The sequence below is a fragment of the Tianweitania aestuarii genome (assembly GCF_018457165.1).
GTDB classification, from domain to species: Bacteria; Pseudomonadota; Alphaproteobacteria; order Rhizobiales; family Rhizobiaceae; genus Tianweitania; species Tianweitania aestuarii.
Window position 1 is genome coordinate 447,545 of the sequence record NZ_JAFMNX010000002.1, and the last position, 16,006, is coordinate 463,550.

Consider the following 16,006-nt stretch of genomic DNA (forward strand, 5'->3'; position numbering starts at 1 on the left):
AGGAGCGCTTGTTATAATTGACGAATCCCGTTTGTAGCGGGATCTTATCGCGTCCAGTCTGTGTAAAGGTGGGCAACGATGAGGCAATCAAGGATGTTGCGAGAAAAATGTTCTAAAGCTGTTTTTCGTTCGCGCATCATCGATTTACTGGCAGAAAATTACCACGGTTCAGGTTTATGTCAACAAGGCTGACATAAATTTCAGGAGCAAGTTACAGACAATGGCCGACACAAGCGCCCGCAGGATCAATCCCGACGAGGAGCCTGCACGAGCACCAGAGGCGCCCGAGATCGACTGGGATCTCATCGAACTGTTCTTTTTCGCCTATCGCGACTTCACCTCCGATCCCGATCACATGCTGGACGAGCTGGGTTTCGGCCGCGCGCATCACCGCGTCATGCACTTCATCAACCGCCGTCCGGGACTAACGGTCGCCGAGCTGCTGGACGTCCTGCAGATCACCAAGCAGAGCCTCGCCCGCGTGCTGAAGCAGCTGATCGACACCGGCCATGTCATGCAGGTGCAGGGTCCGCGCGATCGCCGGCAGCGCGAACTGCATCTAACGACGAAGGGCCGTGCATTGGCGTTGGCGCTGGCTGCGCCACAGTCCCGCCGTATCGGCCGCGCATTGGCTGACCTCAAGCCGGAGGACCGTTCAACGGTTGAACACTTCCTGAAGGAAATGGTGAATCGCGAATTCCGGCAGCAGGTGGATAATCTTGGGCAACACGAGCCTGAGTCGGCTGAGGAAAAACGATGACCGAACCCGCCTTCATCCCCGATGATGATGCGCCCCACATTCTCGTGGTGGACGACGACACGCGTATCCGCACGCTGTTGAAGAAGTTCCTGGGACAAAACGGCTTCCGCGTCACCATGGCCGCCAGCGCCACCGACGCACGCAAACTGCTCGCCGGCCTCGACTTCGATCTGATCATCCTCGATGTGATGATGCCCGGCGAAACCGGCGTCGAACTCACGCGCGCGCTTCGCGAAGAAAAGCAGGTGCCGATCCTGATGCTGACGGCTTTGTCGGAAACCGATAACCGCATCGAAGGCCTGGAAGCCGGCGCCGACGATTATCTGCCCAAGCCTTTCGATCCCCGCGAACTGCTCCTTCGCATCAGCAACATCCTGCGGCGCGGCGCACAGCCGACGACGCCCAAGGTCGAGCAGATCGTGTTCGGACCCTACACGTTCCAGATCGCCCGACGCGAGCTCAAGCGCGCCGGCGAACCGCTCAAGCTCACCGACCGCGAGCAGGACATCCTCGTCATGTTCGCCCAGCGCGCCGGTGAAACGATCCCGCGCCACGAGCTCGTCGGCAATGACACCGAAGTCGGCGAGCGCACCATCGACGTTCAGATCAACCGCCTGCGCCGCAAGATCGAACGCGACCCGTCCAACCCGGTCTGGCTGCAAACCGTTCGCGGTATTGGTTACAGACTGAGCGTGGAATGAGCGCACGCGGCTTTGTGCAACCGCAGCTGATGGGCTAGAACGGCGCCTGAGAAACCGAAAACGATCGGCGATGGCCTTCATCTTCCCTTTGAACAAGGACAGGTTGAAACTGCCCAAGCTGCAGATGCGCAAGCTACGTCTGTTGCCGGCCGAGCATCCCTTGTCGGTCCGGTGGCGGCGGTTCTGGCGGCAGGTTTCGCATATGATGCCGAAGCGCATCTATGCGCGCTCGCTCATCATCGTGATCGCGCCGATGATCTTGCTGCAGTCGGTGGTCGCCTTCGTGTTCATGGAGCGGCATTGGCAAACGGTGACCGTGCGCTTGTCGGAAGCCGTCGTGCGCGACATCGCCGCTATCATCGACATGACCGACACGATGACGGTGAACGGCGATTACAGCCAGATCGTGCGGATCGCGCAGGAACGGCTCGGCCTGCGCGTGGATATCCTGCCGCCCGATCCCCTACCCGCACCCGGTCCGAAACCGTTTTTCTCCATCCTCGACGAAGCGCTGTCGAGCGAGATCAACAAGCAGATCAACCGGCCCTTCTGGATCGACACGGTCGGCAACTCCAACATCGTGGAAATCCGGGTCCAACTCGCCGATGGCGTGCTGCGCGTGTTTGCCCGCCGCAATCAGGCCTATGCCTCGAACACCCACATCTTCCTGCTGTGGATGGTCGGCACATCGCTGGTGTTGATCACCATCGCCGTTCTGTTCCTGCGCAACCAGATGCGGCCGATCCTGGCGCTGGCGGAAGCGGCCGAAAGCTTCGGCAAAGGACGACCGAACCTCGAATACCGGCCGCGCGGCGCCGAGGAAGTGCGGCGCGCCGGCATGGCGTTTATCCAGATGCGCGAACGCATCGAGCGCCAGATCGAACAGCGCACGATGATGCTGACAGGCGTCAGCCACGATCTGCGCACCATCCTGACCCGCTTTCGGTTGCAATTGGCCTTGATGCCGCCGGTGGAGGAAAAGGAAGCGATGGACGAGGACATCGACGACATGCAGTCGATGATCGAAGGCTACATGGCATTCGCGCGCGGCGATGGCGCGGAAAGTGCCGGCGTGCTCGACCTTCAGACCTATTTCGACAAGCTCGGGGAAGAAGGGCGTTTGCGCGATCGTGCGCTGACCACCAAGCTGTCCGGCAGCCCGCTGGTGAAGGTGCGGCCGAACGACTTCCAGCGTCTTCTATCGAACCTGATCGGCAACGCCTTCCGCTATGCCAACAAGGTCGATGTGCAGGCCGTTCATACCAAGGGCTCTCTGATCGTCACCGTCGACGACGACGGTCCGGGCGTGCCGGAAGAGCGCCGCGACGACGTGTTCAAGCCCTTCTTCCGGCTGGACGAGGCGCGCAATCTCGACAAGTCCGGCACCGGGCTCGGCCTGTCGATCGCGCGCGACATTGCCCGCTCGCATGGTGGCGATGTTACGCTTGGTGACAGCCCGCTCGGCGGTCTGCGCGCGACAATCCGGGTGCCGGCCTGACGGTCACGGGTTGTTAAATCTCGCTGTGACTAACTTGCCTCGTCAGGCAAGGAGAACCGCATGCGATTGACGGGCAATGACGAAAACGAACCGCTGGTCGAAATGGTGTTCCGCAACGGGACACTCACCATTGTCGGTATTCTGCTGTCCTTTTCGCTGACCTTCGTCACGCAATGGGCGCATAACCCGATCCCCTGGCAGCTGGACGATCTGCCGACGCTCATCCTTCTGGGCGGGGGGATCATGCTGCAGTTCAGGGCGCTGATGATCCTTTTGCGCCATGATTGCCTGCGCCGAGCCGTTTATGACCGCGCCAGCTTCTCGTTCAAGATCGGCGTGGGCACGACCACCGCCGGCGTTTTGTCGGCCATCGTGATCGATCTGATCGAACTGATCGTCACAGGCTCAACGGCCGGTACCGCAGCCCCGATTTGAGATCAGGCGTCTAGAACAGCTTGCCGCCATTGGGCACGGCGCGTTCTACCGTGGTGAGAACGACCTCACCGTCGTCATCGGGCATGCCGAGCGTGAGAACTTCCGACATGAACTTGCCGATCTGGCGCGGCGGGAAGTTGACGACGGCCAGAACCTGGCGGCCGATCAGTTCTTCGGGCTCGTAGTGTTTGGTGATCTGCGCCGAGGACTTCTTGATCCCGATCGGATCGCCGAAGTCGACCGCGATCTTGATCGCGGGCTTGCGCGCTTCGGGATAGGGCTCGGCCGACACGATCGTGCCGACGCGGATATCGACCTTCTCGAAATCGCCGAAGGCAATCTCCGGCAAGCGCTCTTTGCCCGCAGACATCAGGCGTTGCCCGCCGTGTCGAAAAGAACGCCAGCCAGCGCATCCCTGGCCGAGCTGTTCGACCACACAACGAAGCTGAAGGCCTGATAATAGCATTCGCAGGCTTCAAGCGCGCTGGTGAGCAGCACCTCGACCTGCTGGATGTTTGGCTCGGCACCGCCGCACAAAAGCAGCGACTGGCGGAACATGATCGCGCCTTCCTGCTCCCACAGGTCGAAATGGCCGAACAGCAGCTGTTCGTTGATCAGCGACAGGAGGCGCAGCACTTCAAGCGTGCGCGCTTCCGGCACTTTCAGGTCGAAGGCGCAGGCCAGATGAAGAGCTTCGAAGTCCTCCATCCAGGAAAAGGAGACGTGATAATCGGTCCAGCTGCCGGCAACCGAGATCGCGATCTCGTCATCGCCCGTGCGCTCGAAAGCCCAATCATTGGTGTGCGCGACCGTTTCGATGACGTCGACCGGATGGGAGTCGCGCGCCAGGTCCGCTGTTTGCAGATTCATTGAACGTCCTGTTTCTCGGGATCGAGGCGCCGGGGCACCTCGCACAATCGGCTTACGCAACACGCAAAACGGTACGCTGGATGGGTCGAGAGAGGCTGCAACACTGCCACTATCCGACCGGTCACTTGAGCGAGGCTGGATGCGCCTGTCGAAACACTCCCACGCCGCCGCCTAACCTTCACTGCTGCTGACCCCGTTCCGAATCATGCAGCAGATTCAGTGTATTGATCGGGATCAGTGCCACCAGTCTGTTTTTGATTGCAGCTCAACTCAGGTGTGGAAACAAAAAAGAGGCCGCGTGCCCGCGACCTCTTAAGAGACTCTGCCGAAAGAACTTTCTGCAGCCGCGGGGTTGTGGACAACCCGCAGCCCTTCAAGCCCGATTAGCCGACGTTCGGCTCGGTGCCGAGCGTGACGGGATCGGAGTCGGCCGATTTGTCGGTCTCAGACGTCGAAGAAAGCTTAGCTTCGAGCGCGTCGAGTCGCGCCGACAGGGCTTCATTCTCGGCGCGCGCCTTGATCGCCATGTCGCGCATGGCCTCGAATTCCTCGCGCTTCACGATGTCCATGGAATTCAGCACGCGCTCAGCCTGGGCGCGAACGGCTGTTTCCACTTCGCGACGAACGCCCTGTGCAGCACCCGCCGCATCGGTCATCAGTTTGGCGAAATCGTCGAAGATGCGGTTCGGTCCGGTGGTGGTCATAACAGGATCTCCAGTCTGTTGTTCGAAGTAGGACCGGGTTCCGTTGATTGCAAGACTAATGCGCGCGCAGCGTGCTTGACCGCATCGCGGGGCCTCTGCATGGTCGCCCGCGAATCTGCGGAAAACCCTCCTGATGTTCTACAGCCTTTCGGCGCTTGCCTTCCCCAATATCGACCCGGTCGCCGTCCATCTCGGGCCGGTGCCCATCCACTGGTATGGCATCGGCTATGTCGTCAGCATCCTGTTGGGCTGGTGGGTTTCCAAGCGGCTGGTGAGCCAGGCAAATCTTTGGCGCAACGACACGCCGCCCATGAAGGGCGAGGATCTCGACGACTTCCTGATGTGGGCCGCCCTCGGCATCGTGCTCGGCGGACGGCTTGGTTACATCCTGTTCTACGATCTGCCCGTTTATCTGGCCGACCCCTCGCAGATCATTGCTGTCTGGCGCGGCGGCATGTCGTTCCATGGCGGCCTGCTCGGCGTTGTGATGGCCATGATCATCTTCACGCGCAAGCGCGGCATTCCCCTGTTCGGCTTGATCGACACAATGGCGGCCGTAGCCCCGATCGGCATCGGCATTGTGCGGGTCGCGAACTTCATCAACCAAGAGCTCTGGGGCAAACCGACCGATGTGCCATGGGCGGTGATCTTCCCCGCAGCCGGTCCCGAACCGCGCCATCCCAGCCAGCTCTACGAGGCCGCGCTGGAAGGCCTCGTCCTGTTCCTGGTGCTTTGGGTACTGGTCCATATGTTCCGCAAGTTGAAATCGCCCGGCTTCATCGGCGGCGCATTCATCACGGGCTACGGCATCAGCCGCATCATCGTGGAATTCTACCGCGTGCCGGACGCCCAGCTCGGCTACCAGCTCGGAACGGACTGGATCACGCGCGGTATGATCCTGTCGGTGCCGATGGTGCTGATTGGCGTGGTCGCGATGATCTGGGCAAGCCGCGCCTCCCGACAGACCGAAGTTTCGCGTCTGAAATGAGTGCGCTGACGGAGCGTCTGCGGGCGCTGATCGCTACCAATGGACCGATCTCGGTGTCCGACTACATGGCGATCTGCTTGTTCGATCCCGAGCACGGCTATTACACGACGCGCGAACCCTTCGGCCAAACGGGCGACTTCACCACCGCGCCCGAGATCAGCCAGATGTTCGGCGAGCTGATCGGCGCCTGGGCGTTTGCGACATGGCAGGCGCTCGGCGCGCCTTTGCCCGTAACGCTGGCCGAAATCGGCCCTGGACGCGGCACGCTGATGAAGGATGCCCTACGCACGCTCAACCGCCTACAGCCGGGTTTCATCGAACAAGCGACAATCACGCTGGTGGAAACCAGCCCACGCCTGCGTGCGGTGCAGCGCGAGACGCTTGCAAGCTTCAACACACCAATCAGCTGGCATGACGATGTCGCCCAGTTGCCGAAGCAGCCGCTGATCCTGATCGGCAACGAGCTGTTCGATGCGGTGCCGATCCGCCAATATGTGAAGCTTCAAAACCGCTGGCACGAGCGGCTGGTTGGGCTGGACGAACAGGATCAGCTGACCTTCATCGCCGGACCGGGCACGCCGGACGCTGCCCTTCTGCCAGCCGATGCCGAGCAAGCCCCCGATGGCGCGATCGTGGAACTCGCCCCGGCCCGCAGCGCCATCATGGCCGCCATTGCCCAACATCTCGCGACGCATGGCGGTGCGGGGCTCTTTCTCGATTACGGCTACCTCGTTCCAGCTGTCGGCGACACGCTGCAGGCGCTGCGCAAGCATGCCTTTGCCGATGTGCTGGCCAAGCCCGGCGAAGCCGATCTCACCGCCCATGTGGATTTCGCCGCGCTCGCCGGCGTCGCGCGATCCGCTGGACTGGAAGCGCATCTGACCACGCAGGGCGACTTCCTTCTGGCGCTCGGCCTGCTCCAGCGGGCCGGTCAGCTCGGCGCCTCCCTGGATGAAGCCGGGCAAAACGCTATCCGCGACGCGGTGGAGCGGCTAGCGGGACCGGATCAGATGGGCGACCTCTTCAAGGTTCTGGCTGTTACACCGCCCGGACTGTCGCCAGCCGGTTTCGCGCGCGAAAGGCCGAGTCCCACTTGAGGCGGCTGTTGATCTGGCTTGTCGGCGACCTCAACTTGTCGGATTGACTTGAAGCGTCCCCTGCCCCACGATTCCCGATAGCCCTGCTTCGCCCCGGAAAAAGCCGGCCACCCCTTCAATCATCCAAGCGATTTTTCATGATGCCAGTTGAAACCCAGCCGGAGCCGATCCGGTCTGTTCTGCTCGACGCAGCCTCAGGCGCAGCGATCCGCCATGGTTTCTTCACGCGCGTTGGCGGCGTGTCGGGCGGGATCTATGAGGGCCTGAACATCGGTCTTGGCTCAAACGACGACCAGGCCGCCGTGCGCGAGAATCGCTGCCGTGTGTCCGCCTGGTTTGATCGCGAAGGGGATGCGCTGGTCAGCCCGCACCAGATCCATTCGCCCGAAGCGGTGATCGTGGATCGCCCCTTCGAAGGGCCACGCCCGAAAGCTGATGCCGTGGTCACGTCCACGCCCGGCGTGCTGATTGCGATCGCCACGGCCGACTGCGGACCGATCCTTTATGCCGACAGCCAAGCCGGCGTGATCGGCGCGGCCCATGCCGGCTGGAAGGGCGCACTCACCGGAGTTTTGGAAGACACGATCATCAAGATGGAAAGTCTGGGTGCCAAGCGCGAGCGGATCACTGCCGTGCTCGGCCCTTCCATCAGCGCCGCCAATTACGAGGTCGGCCCCGAATTCGTTGCGCGTTTCGTGGATGCAGATCCGGAAAATGTCCGCTATTTCGGCGCTTCACCCAATCCGGGCCATGCCTTGTTTGATCTGAACACCTATACGGTGGATCGCCTTCACCGCGCAGGCGTTCAAGCGCAGGCACTTTATCGCTGCACCTATGCGGAAGAAGACTTGTTCTTCTCGTATAGGCGCACCACACATCGCGGCGAGCCCGATTACGGCCGCCAGATTTCCGCAATCATGCTGGAGGAACGTTGATGGCCCTTCATTTCGAAAAGAGCGAATATGATACGCGGCGCGACCGGCTCATTGCCGAAATGGCCACTGCCAAGATCGATGCGCTGCTGATCTTCGCACAGGAAAGCATGTACTGGCTGACGGGTTTCGACACGTTCGGCTACTGCTTCTTCCAGTGCCTGGTGCTGAAAGCCGATGGCTCGATGGTACTTCTGACGCGCTCGGCCGATCTGCGGCAGGCGCGCCATACGTCCACGATCGACAACATCACGCTCTGGACCGATCGCGCCGACGCCGATCCGACACTCGATCTGCGCAACCTTCTCAACGATCTCGACCTGCTTGGCGCGCAGATCGGCGTGGAATACGACACGCACGGCCTGACCGGCTTCAACGGTCGTCGGCTGGACGAGCAGTTGCAGACCTTCGGCAAGATCAAGGATGCGTCCGCCCTCGTTCCGCGCCTGCGGCAGGTGAAAAGCCCGGCCGAGATCGAAGCGGTCGAACGCGCCGCTTCGCTCAGCGACGATGCGCTTGATGCCGCCCTGCCCTTGATCAAGGCGGGTGCCGACGAAGGCGCGATCCTGGCCGCCATGCAAGGCGCGATCTTCACCGGTGGCGGCGATTATCCCGCCAACGAGTTCATCATCGGCTCTGGCGCCGACGCGCTTTTGTGCCGCTACAAGTCCGGCCGACGCACGCTCAGCCCCCAGGATCAGCTGACGCTCGAATGGGCCGGCGTGTTCCACCATTACCATGCGCCGATGATGCGCACGGTTCTGGTTGGCGAAGCGACGCCGCGCCATCAGGAACTGTTTGAAGCCGCCGAAGACGCCTTGCTGGCCGTCGAGGAAGCCATGCTGCCCGGCAACACCTTCGGCGATGTGTTCGACGCCCATGCCAAGGTGATGGAGGCGCATGAACTGTCCCGCCACCGCCTGAATGCCTGCGGCTATTCGGTGGGCGCGCGCTTCAGCCCGTCCTGGATGGACACGCCGATGTTCTATCAGGCGAATCCTGAGTTGATCGTGCCGGATATGACGCTGTTTGCCCACATGATCATCATGGATTCCGACACCAACACGGCCATGACGCTGGGGCGCACCTACCTCACCACCGACGCCGCACCCCGTTCGCTGTCGCGGCACGGGCTCGAGCTGATCGTCAGGAGCTAACACCGGCTTAACCATCTTGGACACGGACCCAGGCGGTCTTCCATCAGGAAGTGTTTAGGTAAGGACTCGTCCCATATCCTTCTCGCGACGGAAGGGGACCCATGGTCAACAGCCGAAACATAGCCGCACTGGGTCTGGTCTTCACCGCGATGGCCGGCTGCAGCATGTCGGATCATCCGATCCCGCCGCTCGATGTCGGTTCAAGCGGGTCGATCGCCAGCCTGAACGAACAGGACGGCGGATCCGATTACGCACGTGCCGAGACCTCGCCGCAGCGGCAGGCCGCTTATCCCGGCGAAGATCTTCCCGTCTCGCGCATGCGCCTTCCGCCTGCTCCCGTGGGCAGCGGGGGAAGCAACCGCTCCTTCCGCAGCGCGGATAATGGGCGCGACGTCGCTTATGCCGACACGAACGACCGGTCCTATGACGAGCGCAACCGTGGCGGTGCCCGCACGCTCGATGCGCAGGCAGCACAGCTTGATCCGCCGAGCGCCCCGGTTCGCGAACCCTTGGCACCCGTGCGCGCAACGGCACCTCTCGAACCCGCGCGCGACATTGCAGCCGTTCCATCCGGTCCTGCCCGTATTGCCCTGGCGGAAGTCAGCGGCGTCGGCGTCAATGCTGCGCAGCCGCTCGCCACGCGCTTCGGCAAGCAGGCCAGGGAGCATGGCCTCGCCTTTACTGCGGCCTCAGACACCACGGCCACGCATGTCATGAAGGGCTACTTCACCGTTGGCGAAGAAAACGGCCGCGCGGTGGTGAATTATGTCTGGGACATCAACGATCGGTCGGGCAAACGCCTCCACCGCATCCAGGGCAGCGAGCCCGGTGGTGGCGAGGGTGTGGGCTGGGACGGCGTGACGCCGGAAGCCATGCAAGCCATCGCCGATCACTCGATTGAAGAAACCGCACGCTTCGTCGGCGCACAAAATGGCTGATTGTTTCCCCGTGGAAACGCTTTTTTGGGATTAACCTTCGATAACAGGCCCGCGCCATCTTGCATTGCGCGCCTTGACCGGTAAAAGCCCCGTCATCCAACTCCGGCGGGGCCCGGTTGTAAGATCAAGGACTTGGCGATGAAGCTTTTTGCAGGCAACTCCAACAGGATCCTTGCCGAAGCGGTCGCCCGCTATCTCAACGTTCCCCTGGGCAAGGCCAGCGTTCGCCGCTTTGCGGACCAGGAAATCTTCGTCGAGATCCAGGAAAACGTGCGCGGCGAGGACGTCTTCGTTCTTCAGTCCACGTCCTATCCGACCAATGACCACCTGATGGAACTGCTGATCATGATCGACGCGTTCCGTCGTTCTTCGGCAAAGCGCATCACGGCGGTAATCCCTTACTTCGGCTATGCAAGACAGGACCGCCGCGCTTCGGGCCGCACACCCATCTCCGCCAAGCTGGTCGCCAACCTGATCACACAGGCCGGTGCCGACCGCGTTCTGACCATGGATCTCCATGCCGGTCAGATCCAGGGCTTCTTCGATATCCCGACCGACAACCTGTTTGCCGTGCCGGTCATGTCGCGCGACGTGAAGCAGACTTATGCTTCGTCGAAGCTCACCATCGTGTCGCCGGATGTCGGCGGCGTGGTGCGTGCCCGCGCGCTGGCCAAGCGCGTCGATGCCTCGCTCGCCATCGTCGACAAGCGCCGTGAGCGCGCAGGCGAATCGGAAGTCATGAACATCATCGGCGATGTCGAAGGCGCCGACTGCGTGCTTTACGACGACATTGTGGATTCCGGCGGCACACTGTGCAACGCAGCCGACGCGCTGCTCGCCAACGGCGCCAAGAGCGTCACGGCCTATATCACGCATGGCGTTCTTTCCGGTGGCGCGGTGGGCCGCATCACCGCATCCAAGCTGAAGGAACTGGTGATCACCGATTCCATCCAGCCGACCTCCAACGTCGAAGCCGCCCACAACATCCGCGTGCTCACCATCGCAGACCTGATCGGCGAAGCGATTTCGCGCACGGCAACCGAGGAAAGCGTGTCGAGCCTGTTCGACTGAGCACCTCCCCGTCTTCCCGACTGGACCAATGATTAACCGGCCCTCTGCGCTTGGTCGATCCGACCGAGACGGATAAAGCTGGCTTTTCGGCATCGTCGGGATCAGTGCGGCATGAGCCAGTCTCAAACAATCAGCTTGGCGAAAACCGCGCAAACCACGACCTTCAGCATACTTCTGGCGGTCAGCTTCTGCCATTTCCTGAACGACCTGATGCAGACGCTGCTGGCGTCGATCTACCCTCTGTTGAAGCGCGATTACGGCCTCGACTTCTGGCAGATCGGCCTGCTGACCATGGCCTTCCAGGTCACGGCGTCGCTGTTGCAGCCGTTGATCGGTCTTTACACCGACAAGCGCCCGCTTCCTTATTCGCTGCCGGTTGGCATGGCCTCGACGCTGGTCGGCCTGTTCATCCTCGCTTATGCCGGCAGCTACCTGTTCCTTCTGCTCGGCGCTTCCATGATCGGCCTCGGCTCGGCTATCTTCCATCCCGAATCCTCGCGCGTGGCGCGCATGGCCTCGGGCGGACGCTATGGATTGGCGCAGTCGGTGTTTCAGGTCGGCGGCAATTTCGGCTCGGCTGTCGGTCCGCTGCTTGCGGCCTTTATCGTCGTGCCGCGCGGACAAGGCAGCGTCGCCTGGTTTTCCGCAGCCGCTTTCATCGGCATGATCGTGCTGTGGCAGGTGAGCAGCTGGTATAGCAGCATGCATCGCGCCGCCGCCGGACGCGGGGCGCCTGTCTACACCCTGCCCTTCCCGCGCGGACGCACGCAATCCGCATTGATTGTCCTGGCGCTGCTCGTTTTCACCAAGAACATCTACAATGCGAGCTTCGCCAGCTATTACACCTTCTATGTCATCGAGCGCTTTCAGGTGACCGTGCAGGATGCGCAGCTGATGCTGTTCGTGTTTCTGGGCGCGGCAGCCGTCGGCACAGTGATCGGCGGCCCGATCGGCGATCGCTATGGCTCCAAGACCGTGATCTGGTTCTCCATCCTGGGCGTCCTGCCTTTTACGCTGACGCTCCCCTATGTCGGGCTGGAAGCGACCATCGTGCTGACGGGACTCATCGGCCTGATTCTGTCGTCGGCCTTTCCGGCCATCGTGGTCTTTGCGCAGGAACTGGTTCCCGGCCGCGTCGGCATGATCGCCGGCATCTTCTTCGGCTTTGCCTTCGGCATGGGCGGCATCGCGGCAGCCGTGCTCGGCACGATCGCAGACGCCAAGGGCATCACCTTCGTTTACCAGCTCTGCTCCTACCTGCCGCTGCTCGGCCTTTTGACGGTGTTTCTGCCCGACATGAAGGACGCACACGCGCACGCCAGTTGAGCGGGTTGGTTTCCTGCCCCGCTTGCAAGGAAAACACCCTTCCGCTATAGGGCGCTCACCCGCGTAGACACCCTTGGAGGCACCGCGGGGCGCAGGCGGCTGATCGCATCGGCCGCTTTCGACGTTTTCAGAACCCTGACGGTTCCGGGAACGCTCCACAACACAAAGGAAAAGCCATGAGCCACGAGACTTACGAGCTCAAGGCCGAGGCGCGCGAAAAGGTCGGTAAGGGGTCCGCCCGCGAGATTCGCCGCAACGGCAAAGTACCAGCAGTCATTTATGGCGAGAAGCAGCCTCCCCTGGCGATCGCTCTCTCCTACAAGGACATCTTCTACAAGATTCACGGCGGCGGCTTTAAGACCACCGTTGCGATCATCGATGTCGACGGCCAGAAGATCCGCGTCCTGCCGAAGGACTACCAGCTGGATCCGGTCCGAGACTTCCCGATGCATGTCGATTTCCTGCGCGTCGGCGAACATTCGACCGTGACGGTCAACGTTCCCGTTCACTTCCTGAACGAGACCCAGTCGCCCGGCATCAAGCGCGGCGGCGTGCTGAACATCGTTCGCCACGAGATCGAGCTGCAGGTTCCTGCAGACCAGATCCCGGATGCGATCGAGGTTGACCTCAAGGGTCTCAAGATCGGCGACATCATCCACATTTCCTCGGTCAAGCTGCCGAAGAGTGTCGAACTGACGATCACCGACCGCGACTTCACCATCGCCACCATCGCTGCTCCTGCCGTTCTGACTGCCGCTGAAGATGCCGGCATCACGGAAGAAGAAAGCGTTGCAGTGGAAGCCACCGAAGTCGAGGCAGATGCTGCCGACGCTGCGGATGGCGAAGCACAAGGCGAAACGAAGGAGTAATCCATCGTTTCCGGCGCGACGGGACACCCAGCCATGCTCATTTTCGCAGGCCTCGGAAATCCCGGCGCGCAATACCAGGACAACCGACACAATGTCGGCTTCATGGCGGCGGACGCAATTGCCCGCCGCCATTCCTTTTCGCCCTGGACGAAGAAGTTCCACGCCCTGATCTGCGAAGGCACGATCGGAGGGGAGAAGGTGCTGCTGATGAAGCCGCAGACCTTCATGAACAATTCCGGCCAAGCCATCGGCGAAGCGGCTCGCTTCTACAAGCTCGAGCCCGGCGACATCACCATCCTCTACGACGAACTCGACCTCGTTCAAGCCAAGCTGCGCGTTAAGATCGGCGGCGGCAACGGCGGCCACAACGGCATCCGCTCGGCTGATGCGCATCTGCCGAGCAAGGATTACCGCCGCGTGCGCATCGGCATCGGCCATCCCGGCGCCAAGGAACTGGTGCATAACTGGGTGCTCGGCAACTTCGCCAAGGCCGACCAGACATGGCTGGAGCCCCTGCTCGACGCCATTGCCGACAATGCCGACCTGCTCGCAAAGGGCGACGACAACGGCTTCATGAACAAGGTGGCGCTGGCGACACCCGGCGGCGCGCGCGAAGCCAAGCCCTACGCCAAGCCCGAGCCAGCCGAGCCGAAGGCTCAGCCCAAGAACCAGAGCCACATCCGCCAGGCGCGAACCCAGCAGCCGCAGATCAAGGTGCCGGAAAGCGGCCCCATGGCCGCCATGCTGAAAAGGCTGTTCAACAAGGACTGATCGGCCCTGCACGGGCGCGGCGCCTGCCCTATGTGTCCCCGACAACATCAGGGACCATCATGAACGACAAGCACGATCTGCACACGATGAAGGCTGTGCTCAAAGTCGTTTCGGATGCAGGCAGCGGCGATCAGGTGTCGCTTGAAGACGTCGTAAGGGAAATCGGCGACGGTGCGTTTGCGCCGCTTCTTCTGGTGCCAGCCCTCATTGCCGTGACCCCGGCAAGCGGCATTCCCGGACTATCCTCCGTCTGCGGCATCACGATCGCCATCATTGCCTTTCAGCTGGTTATCCGGCGCAAGCGACTGTGGCTGCCCCAGTTTCTCCTTAACCGCACAGTGTCGCGCACGAAGCTCGACCAGGCGCGTGATTGGCTGAACAAGCCCGCAGGCATCATCGACAGGCTGACAGCCAGGCGTTTGGCGTTTCTGGTGCGCTATCCGTTTTCCATTGTTCCAGCACTCATCTGCCTGATGATCGGGCTTGTCATGCCCATTCTGGAGTTCATCCCGTTTTCAGGCAGCGTTGCTGCCGGGGCGGTTTCCCTGTTTGCCCTGTCACTCGTTACCAAGGACGGGCTTCTGGCGATCCTCGGCTCGGCCCTGGTGATGACCGCCGGCTATTTTGTCTGGAGATGGCTGTTCTGACAGGTATGGCGCGCGAACGCCTCCCCAACCGGCAGAACCGTTCAAGGCTTGACGATAAGCGGCTTCGTCGCCCATTACCCCGTTCAATCTTTTCTATTCCACAGGACCATCTCCCATGGGTTTCAAATGCGGCATCGTTGGCCTGCCCAATGTCGGCAAGTCGACGCTTTTCAACGCCCTGACGCGCACCGCCGCCGCGCAGGCTGCAAACTATCCCTTCTGCACGATCGAGCCGAACACCGGTGAAGTCGCCGTGCCGGATCCGCGCCTGAAGGCGCTGGCTGCCGCCGGCAAGTCGAAGGAAATCATCCCGACCCGCATCTCCTTCGTGGACATCGCCGGCCTGGTGCGCGGCGCGTCGAAGGGCGAAGGCCTCGGCAACCAGTTCCTCGCCAACATCCGCGAAGTGGATGCGATCGTGCATGTGCTGCGCTGTTTCGAAGACGACGACATCACCCATGTCGAAGATCGCATCGACCCCGTGGCGGATGCCGACACGGTTGAAACCGAGCTGATGCTGTCGGATCTCGAAAGCCTCGAGCGCCGCATCGTACAGTTCCGCAAGCGCGCTTCAAGCAAGGACAAGGAAGCGCTCACCGTTCTTCCTGTGATGGAGGAAGCGCTCAAGCTTCTGACCGACGGCAAGCCCGTGCGCATGATGCTGAAAGGCATTGCGATCGAGGATCTGAAGATCCTGGAAGCGCTCAACCTCCTGACCTCCAAGCCCGTGCTGTATGTCTGCAACGTCGCAGAAGGCGATGCCGGCAGCGGCAATGCCCATACCAAAGCCGTGGAAACCATGGCCGAAGCCCAGGGCGCCGGCACCGTCGTGATCTCGGCGGCCATCGAAGCGGAAGTCTCCCAGCTGCCCGACGACGAAGCCAAGGAATATCTCGACGCGATGGGCCTGGAAGAGCCGGGCCTCGATCGTCTGATCCGCGCCGGCTACGAACTCCTCAGCCTGATCACCTATTTCACGGTCGGCCCGAAGGAAACCCGCGCCTGGACCGTTCACAAGGGCTCGAAGGCGCCGCAGGCCGCCGGCGTGATCCATACGGATTTCGAGCGTGGCTTCATCCGCGCCCAGACCATCGCCTATAATGACTTCGTGACGCTGGGCGGCGAAGTTCCCGCCAAGGAAGCCGGCAAGGCGCGGGACGAAGGCAAGGAATATGTCGTGCAGGACGGCGACGTTCTGCTGTTCCGCTTCAACACCTGAGCCGCGCATACGGGGAATGGCAT

The 16,006-nt window shown here is 61.8% G+C and carries 18 protein-coding genes; 15 read left to right on the forward strand and 3 right to left on the reverse strand.

Annotated elements, in window-relative coordinates:
* The first annotated feature begins 220 nt into the window (after nucleotides 1–220).
* From JYU29_RS10195 to JYU29_RS10210, 4 genes are all read left to right on the forward strand, one after another.
* Nucleotides 221–760 (forward strand): MarR family winged helix-turn-helix transcriptional regulator, encoded by a 540-nt coding sequence (locus tag JYU29_RS10195; protein WP_213984691.1) that lies wholly within the window; start codon nucleotides 221–223, stop codon nucleotides 758–760.
* Nucleotides 757–1,461: a response regulator gene (locus tag JYU29_RS10200; RefSeq protein ID WP_213984692.1), complete on the forward strand. Its 705-nt coding sequence runs from the start codon at nucleotides 757–759 to the stop codon at nucleotides 1,459–1,461. Before JYU29_RS10195 ends, JYU29_RS10200 begins: the two co-directional genes overlap by 4 nt.
* Nucleotides 1,462–1,585: 124 nt before the next feature.
* Nucleotides 1,586–2,959, forward strand: a complete 1,374-nt coding sequence (locus JYU29_RS10205; RefSeq protein WP_213985029.1) for an ATP-binding protein — start codon at nucleotides 1,586–1,588, stop codon at nucleotides 2,957–2,959.
* 60 nt (nucleotides 2,960–3,019) lie between these two features.
* Nucleotides 3,020–3,394, forward strand: a complete 375-nt coding sequence (locus JYU29_RS10210) for a hypothetical protein (protein WP_213984693.1) — start codon at nucleotides 3,020–3,022, stop codon at nucleotides 3,392–3,394.
* Between the two features lie 10 nt (nucleotides 3,395–3,404).
* Here JYU29_RS10210 and JYU29_RS10215 read toward each other — a convergent pair whose 3' ends face one another.
* From JYU29_RS10215 to JYU29_RS10225, 3 genes are all read right to left on the reverse strand, one after another.
* On the reverse strand, nucleotides 3,405–3,764 hold the full coding sequence (locus JYU29_RS10215; RefSeq protein ID WP_213984694.1) for a tRNA-binding protein: 360 nt from the start codon (nucleotides 3,762–3,764) through the stop codon (nucleotides 3,405–3,407).
* Nucleotides 3,764–4,264, reverse strand: coding sequence for a type III secretion system chaperone family protein (locus tag JYU29_RS10220; RefSeq protein ID WP_213984695.1), 501 nt, complete (start codon nucleotides 4,262–4,264; stop codon nucleotides 3,764–3,766). Before JYU29_RS10220 ends, JYU29_RS10215 begins: the two co-directional genes overlap by 1 nt.
* A 383-nt stretch (nucleotides 4,265–4,647) precedes the next feature.
* Complete coding sequence (locus JYU29_RS10225) at nucleotides 4,648–4,968, reverse strand: accessory factor UbiK family protein (protein WP_213984696.1); 321 nt, start codon at nucleotides 4,966–4,968, stop codon at nucleotides 4,648–4,650.
* A 133-nt stretch (nucleotides 4,969–5,101) separates the two neighbouring features.
* Between JYU29_RS10225 and lgt the strand changes: the two genes are divergently transcribed.
* The 11 genes from lgt to ychF all read left to right on the forward strand — a co-directional run bounded on the left by lgt (nucleotide 5,102) and on the right by ychF (nucleotide 15,983).
* The gene (gene lgt, locus JYU29_RS10230) at nucleotides 5,102–5,956 is read left to right on the forward strand and encodes a prolipoprotein diacylglyceryl transferase (RefSeq protein ID WP_213984697.1); all 855 of its coding nucleotides are present in this window, start codon (nucleotides 5,102–5,104) and stop codon (nucleotides 5,954–5,956) included.
* Nucleotides 5,953–7,053 carry a class I SAM-dependent methyltransferase gene (locus JYU29_RS10235; RefSeq protein WP_213984698.1) on the forward strand — a complete coding sequence of 367 codons (1,101 nt, stop codon included), beginning with the start codon at nucleotides 5,953–5,955 and terminating at the stop codon, nucleotides 7,051–7,053. The genes lgt and JYU29_RS10235 overlap by 4 nt, the downstream gene beginning before the upstream one ends.
* Before the next feature lie 140 nt (nucleotides 7,054–7,193).
* On the forward strand, nucleotides 7,194–7,988 hold the full coding sequence (pgeF, locus tag JYU29_RS10240) for a peptidoglycan editing factor PgeF (protein WP_213985030.1): 795 nt from the start codon (nucleotides 7,194–7,196) through the stop codon (nucleotides 7,986–7,988).
* Nucleotides 7,988–9,142: a M24 family metallopeptidase gene (locus tag JYU29_RS10245; protein WP_213984699.1), complete on the forward strand. Its 1,155-nt coding sequence runs from the start codon at nucleotides 7,988–7,990 to the stop codon at nucleotides 9,140–9,142. The genes pgeF and JYU29_RS10245 overlap by 1 nt, the downstream gene beginning before the upstream one ends.
* A gap of 101 nt (nucleotides 9,143–9,243) precedes the next feature.
* Complete coding sequence (locus JYU29_RS10250; RefSeq protein WP_213984700.1) at nucleotides 9,244–10,080, forward strand: hypothetical protein; 837 nt, start codon at nucleotides 9,244–9,246, stop codon at nucleotides 10,078–10,080.
* Between the two features lie 138 nt (nucleotides 10,081–10,218).
* The gene (locus JYU29_RS10255) at nucleotides 10,219–11,151 is read left to right on the forward strand and encodes a ribose-phosphate pyrophosphokinase (protein WP_213984701.1); all 933 of its coding nucleotides are present in this window, start codon (nucleotides 10,219–10,221) and stop codon (nucleotides 11,149–11,151) included.
* A 111-nt stretch (nucleotides 11,152–11,262) separates the two neighbouring features.
* Nucleotides 11,263–12,477 carry an MFS transporter gene (locus tag JYU29_RS10260; protein WP_213984702.1) on the forward strand — a complete coding sequence of 405 codons (1,215 nt, stop codon included), beginning with the start codon at nucleotides 11,263–11,265 and terminating at the stop codon, nucleotides 12,475–12,477.
* Nucleotides 12,478–12,653: 176 nt separating this feature from the next.
* Entirely contained in the window at nucleotides 12,654–13,346 is a 693-nt protein-coding gene (locus tag JYU29_RS10265; RefSeq protein WP_213984703.1) for a 50S ribosomal protein L25/general stress protein Ctc, read from the forward strand.
* A gap of 33 nt (nucleotides 13,347–13,379) precedes the next feature.
* Nucleotides 13,380–14,117: an aminoacyl-tRNA hydrolase gene (pth, locus tag JYU29_RS10270; RefSeq protein WP_213984704.1), complete on the forward strand. Its 738-nt coding sequence runs from the start codon at nucleotides 13,380–13,382 to the stop codon at nucleotides 14,115–14,117.
* A gap of 59 nt (nucleotides 14,118–14,176) precedes the next feature.
* Entirely contained in the window at nucleotides 14,177–14,764 is a 588-nt protein-coding gene (locus tag JYU29_RS10275; RefSeq protein ID WP_213984705.1) for an exopolysaccharide biosynthesis protein, read from the forward strand.
* A gap of 115 nt (nucleotides 14,765–14,879) precedes the next feature.
* On the forward strand, nucleotides 14,880–15,983 hold the full coding sequence (gene ychF / locus JYU29_RS10280; RefSeq protein ID WP_213984706.1) for a redox-regulated ATPase YchF: 1,104 nt from the start codon (nucleotides 14,880–14,882) through the stop codon (nucleotides 15,981–15,983).
* Nucleotides 15,984–16,006: the final 23 nt, after the last annotated feature.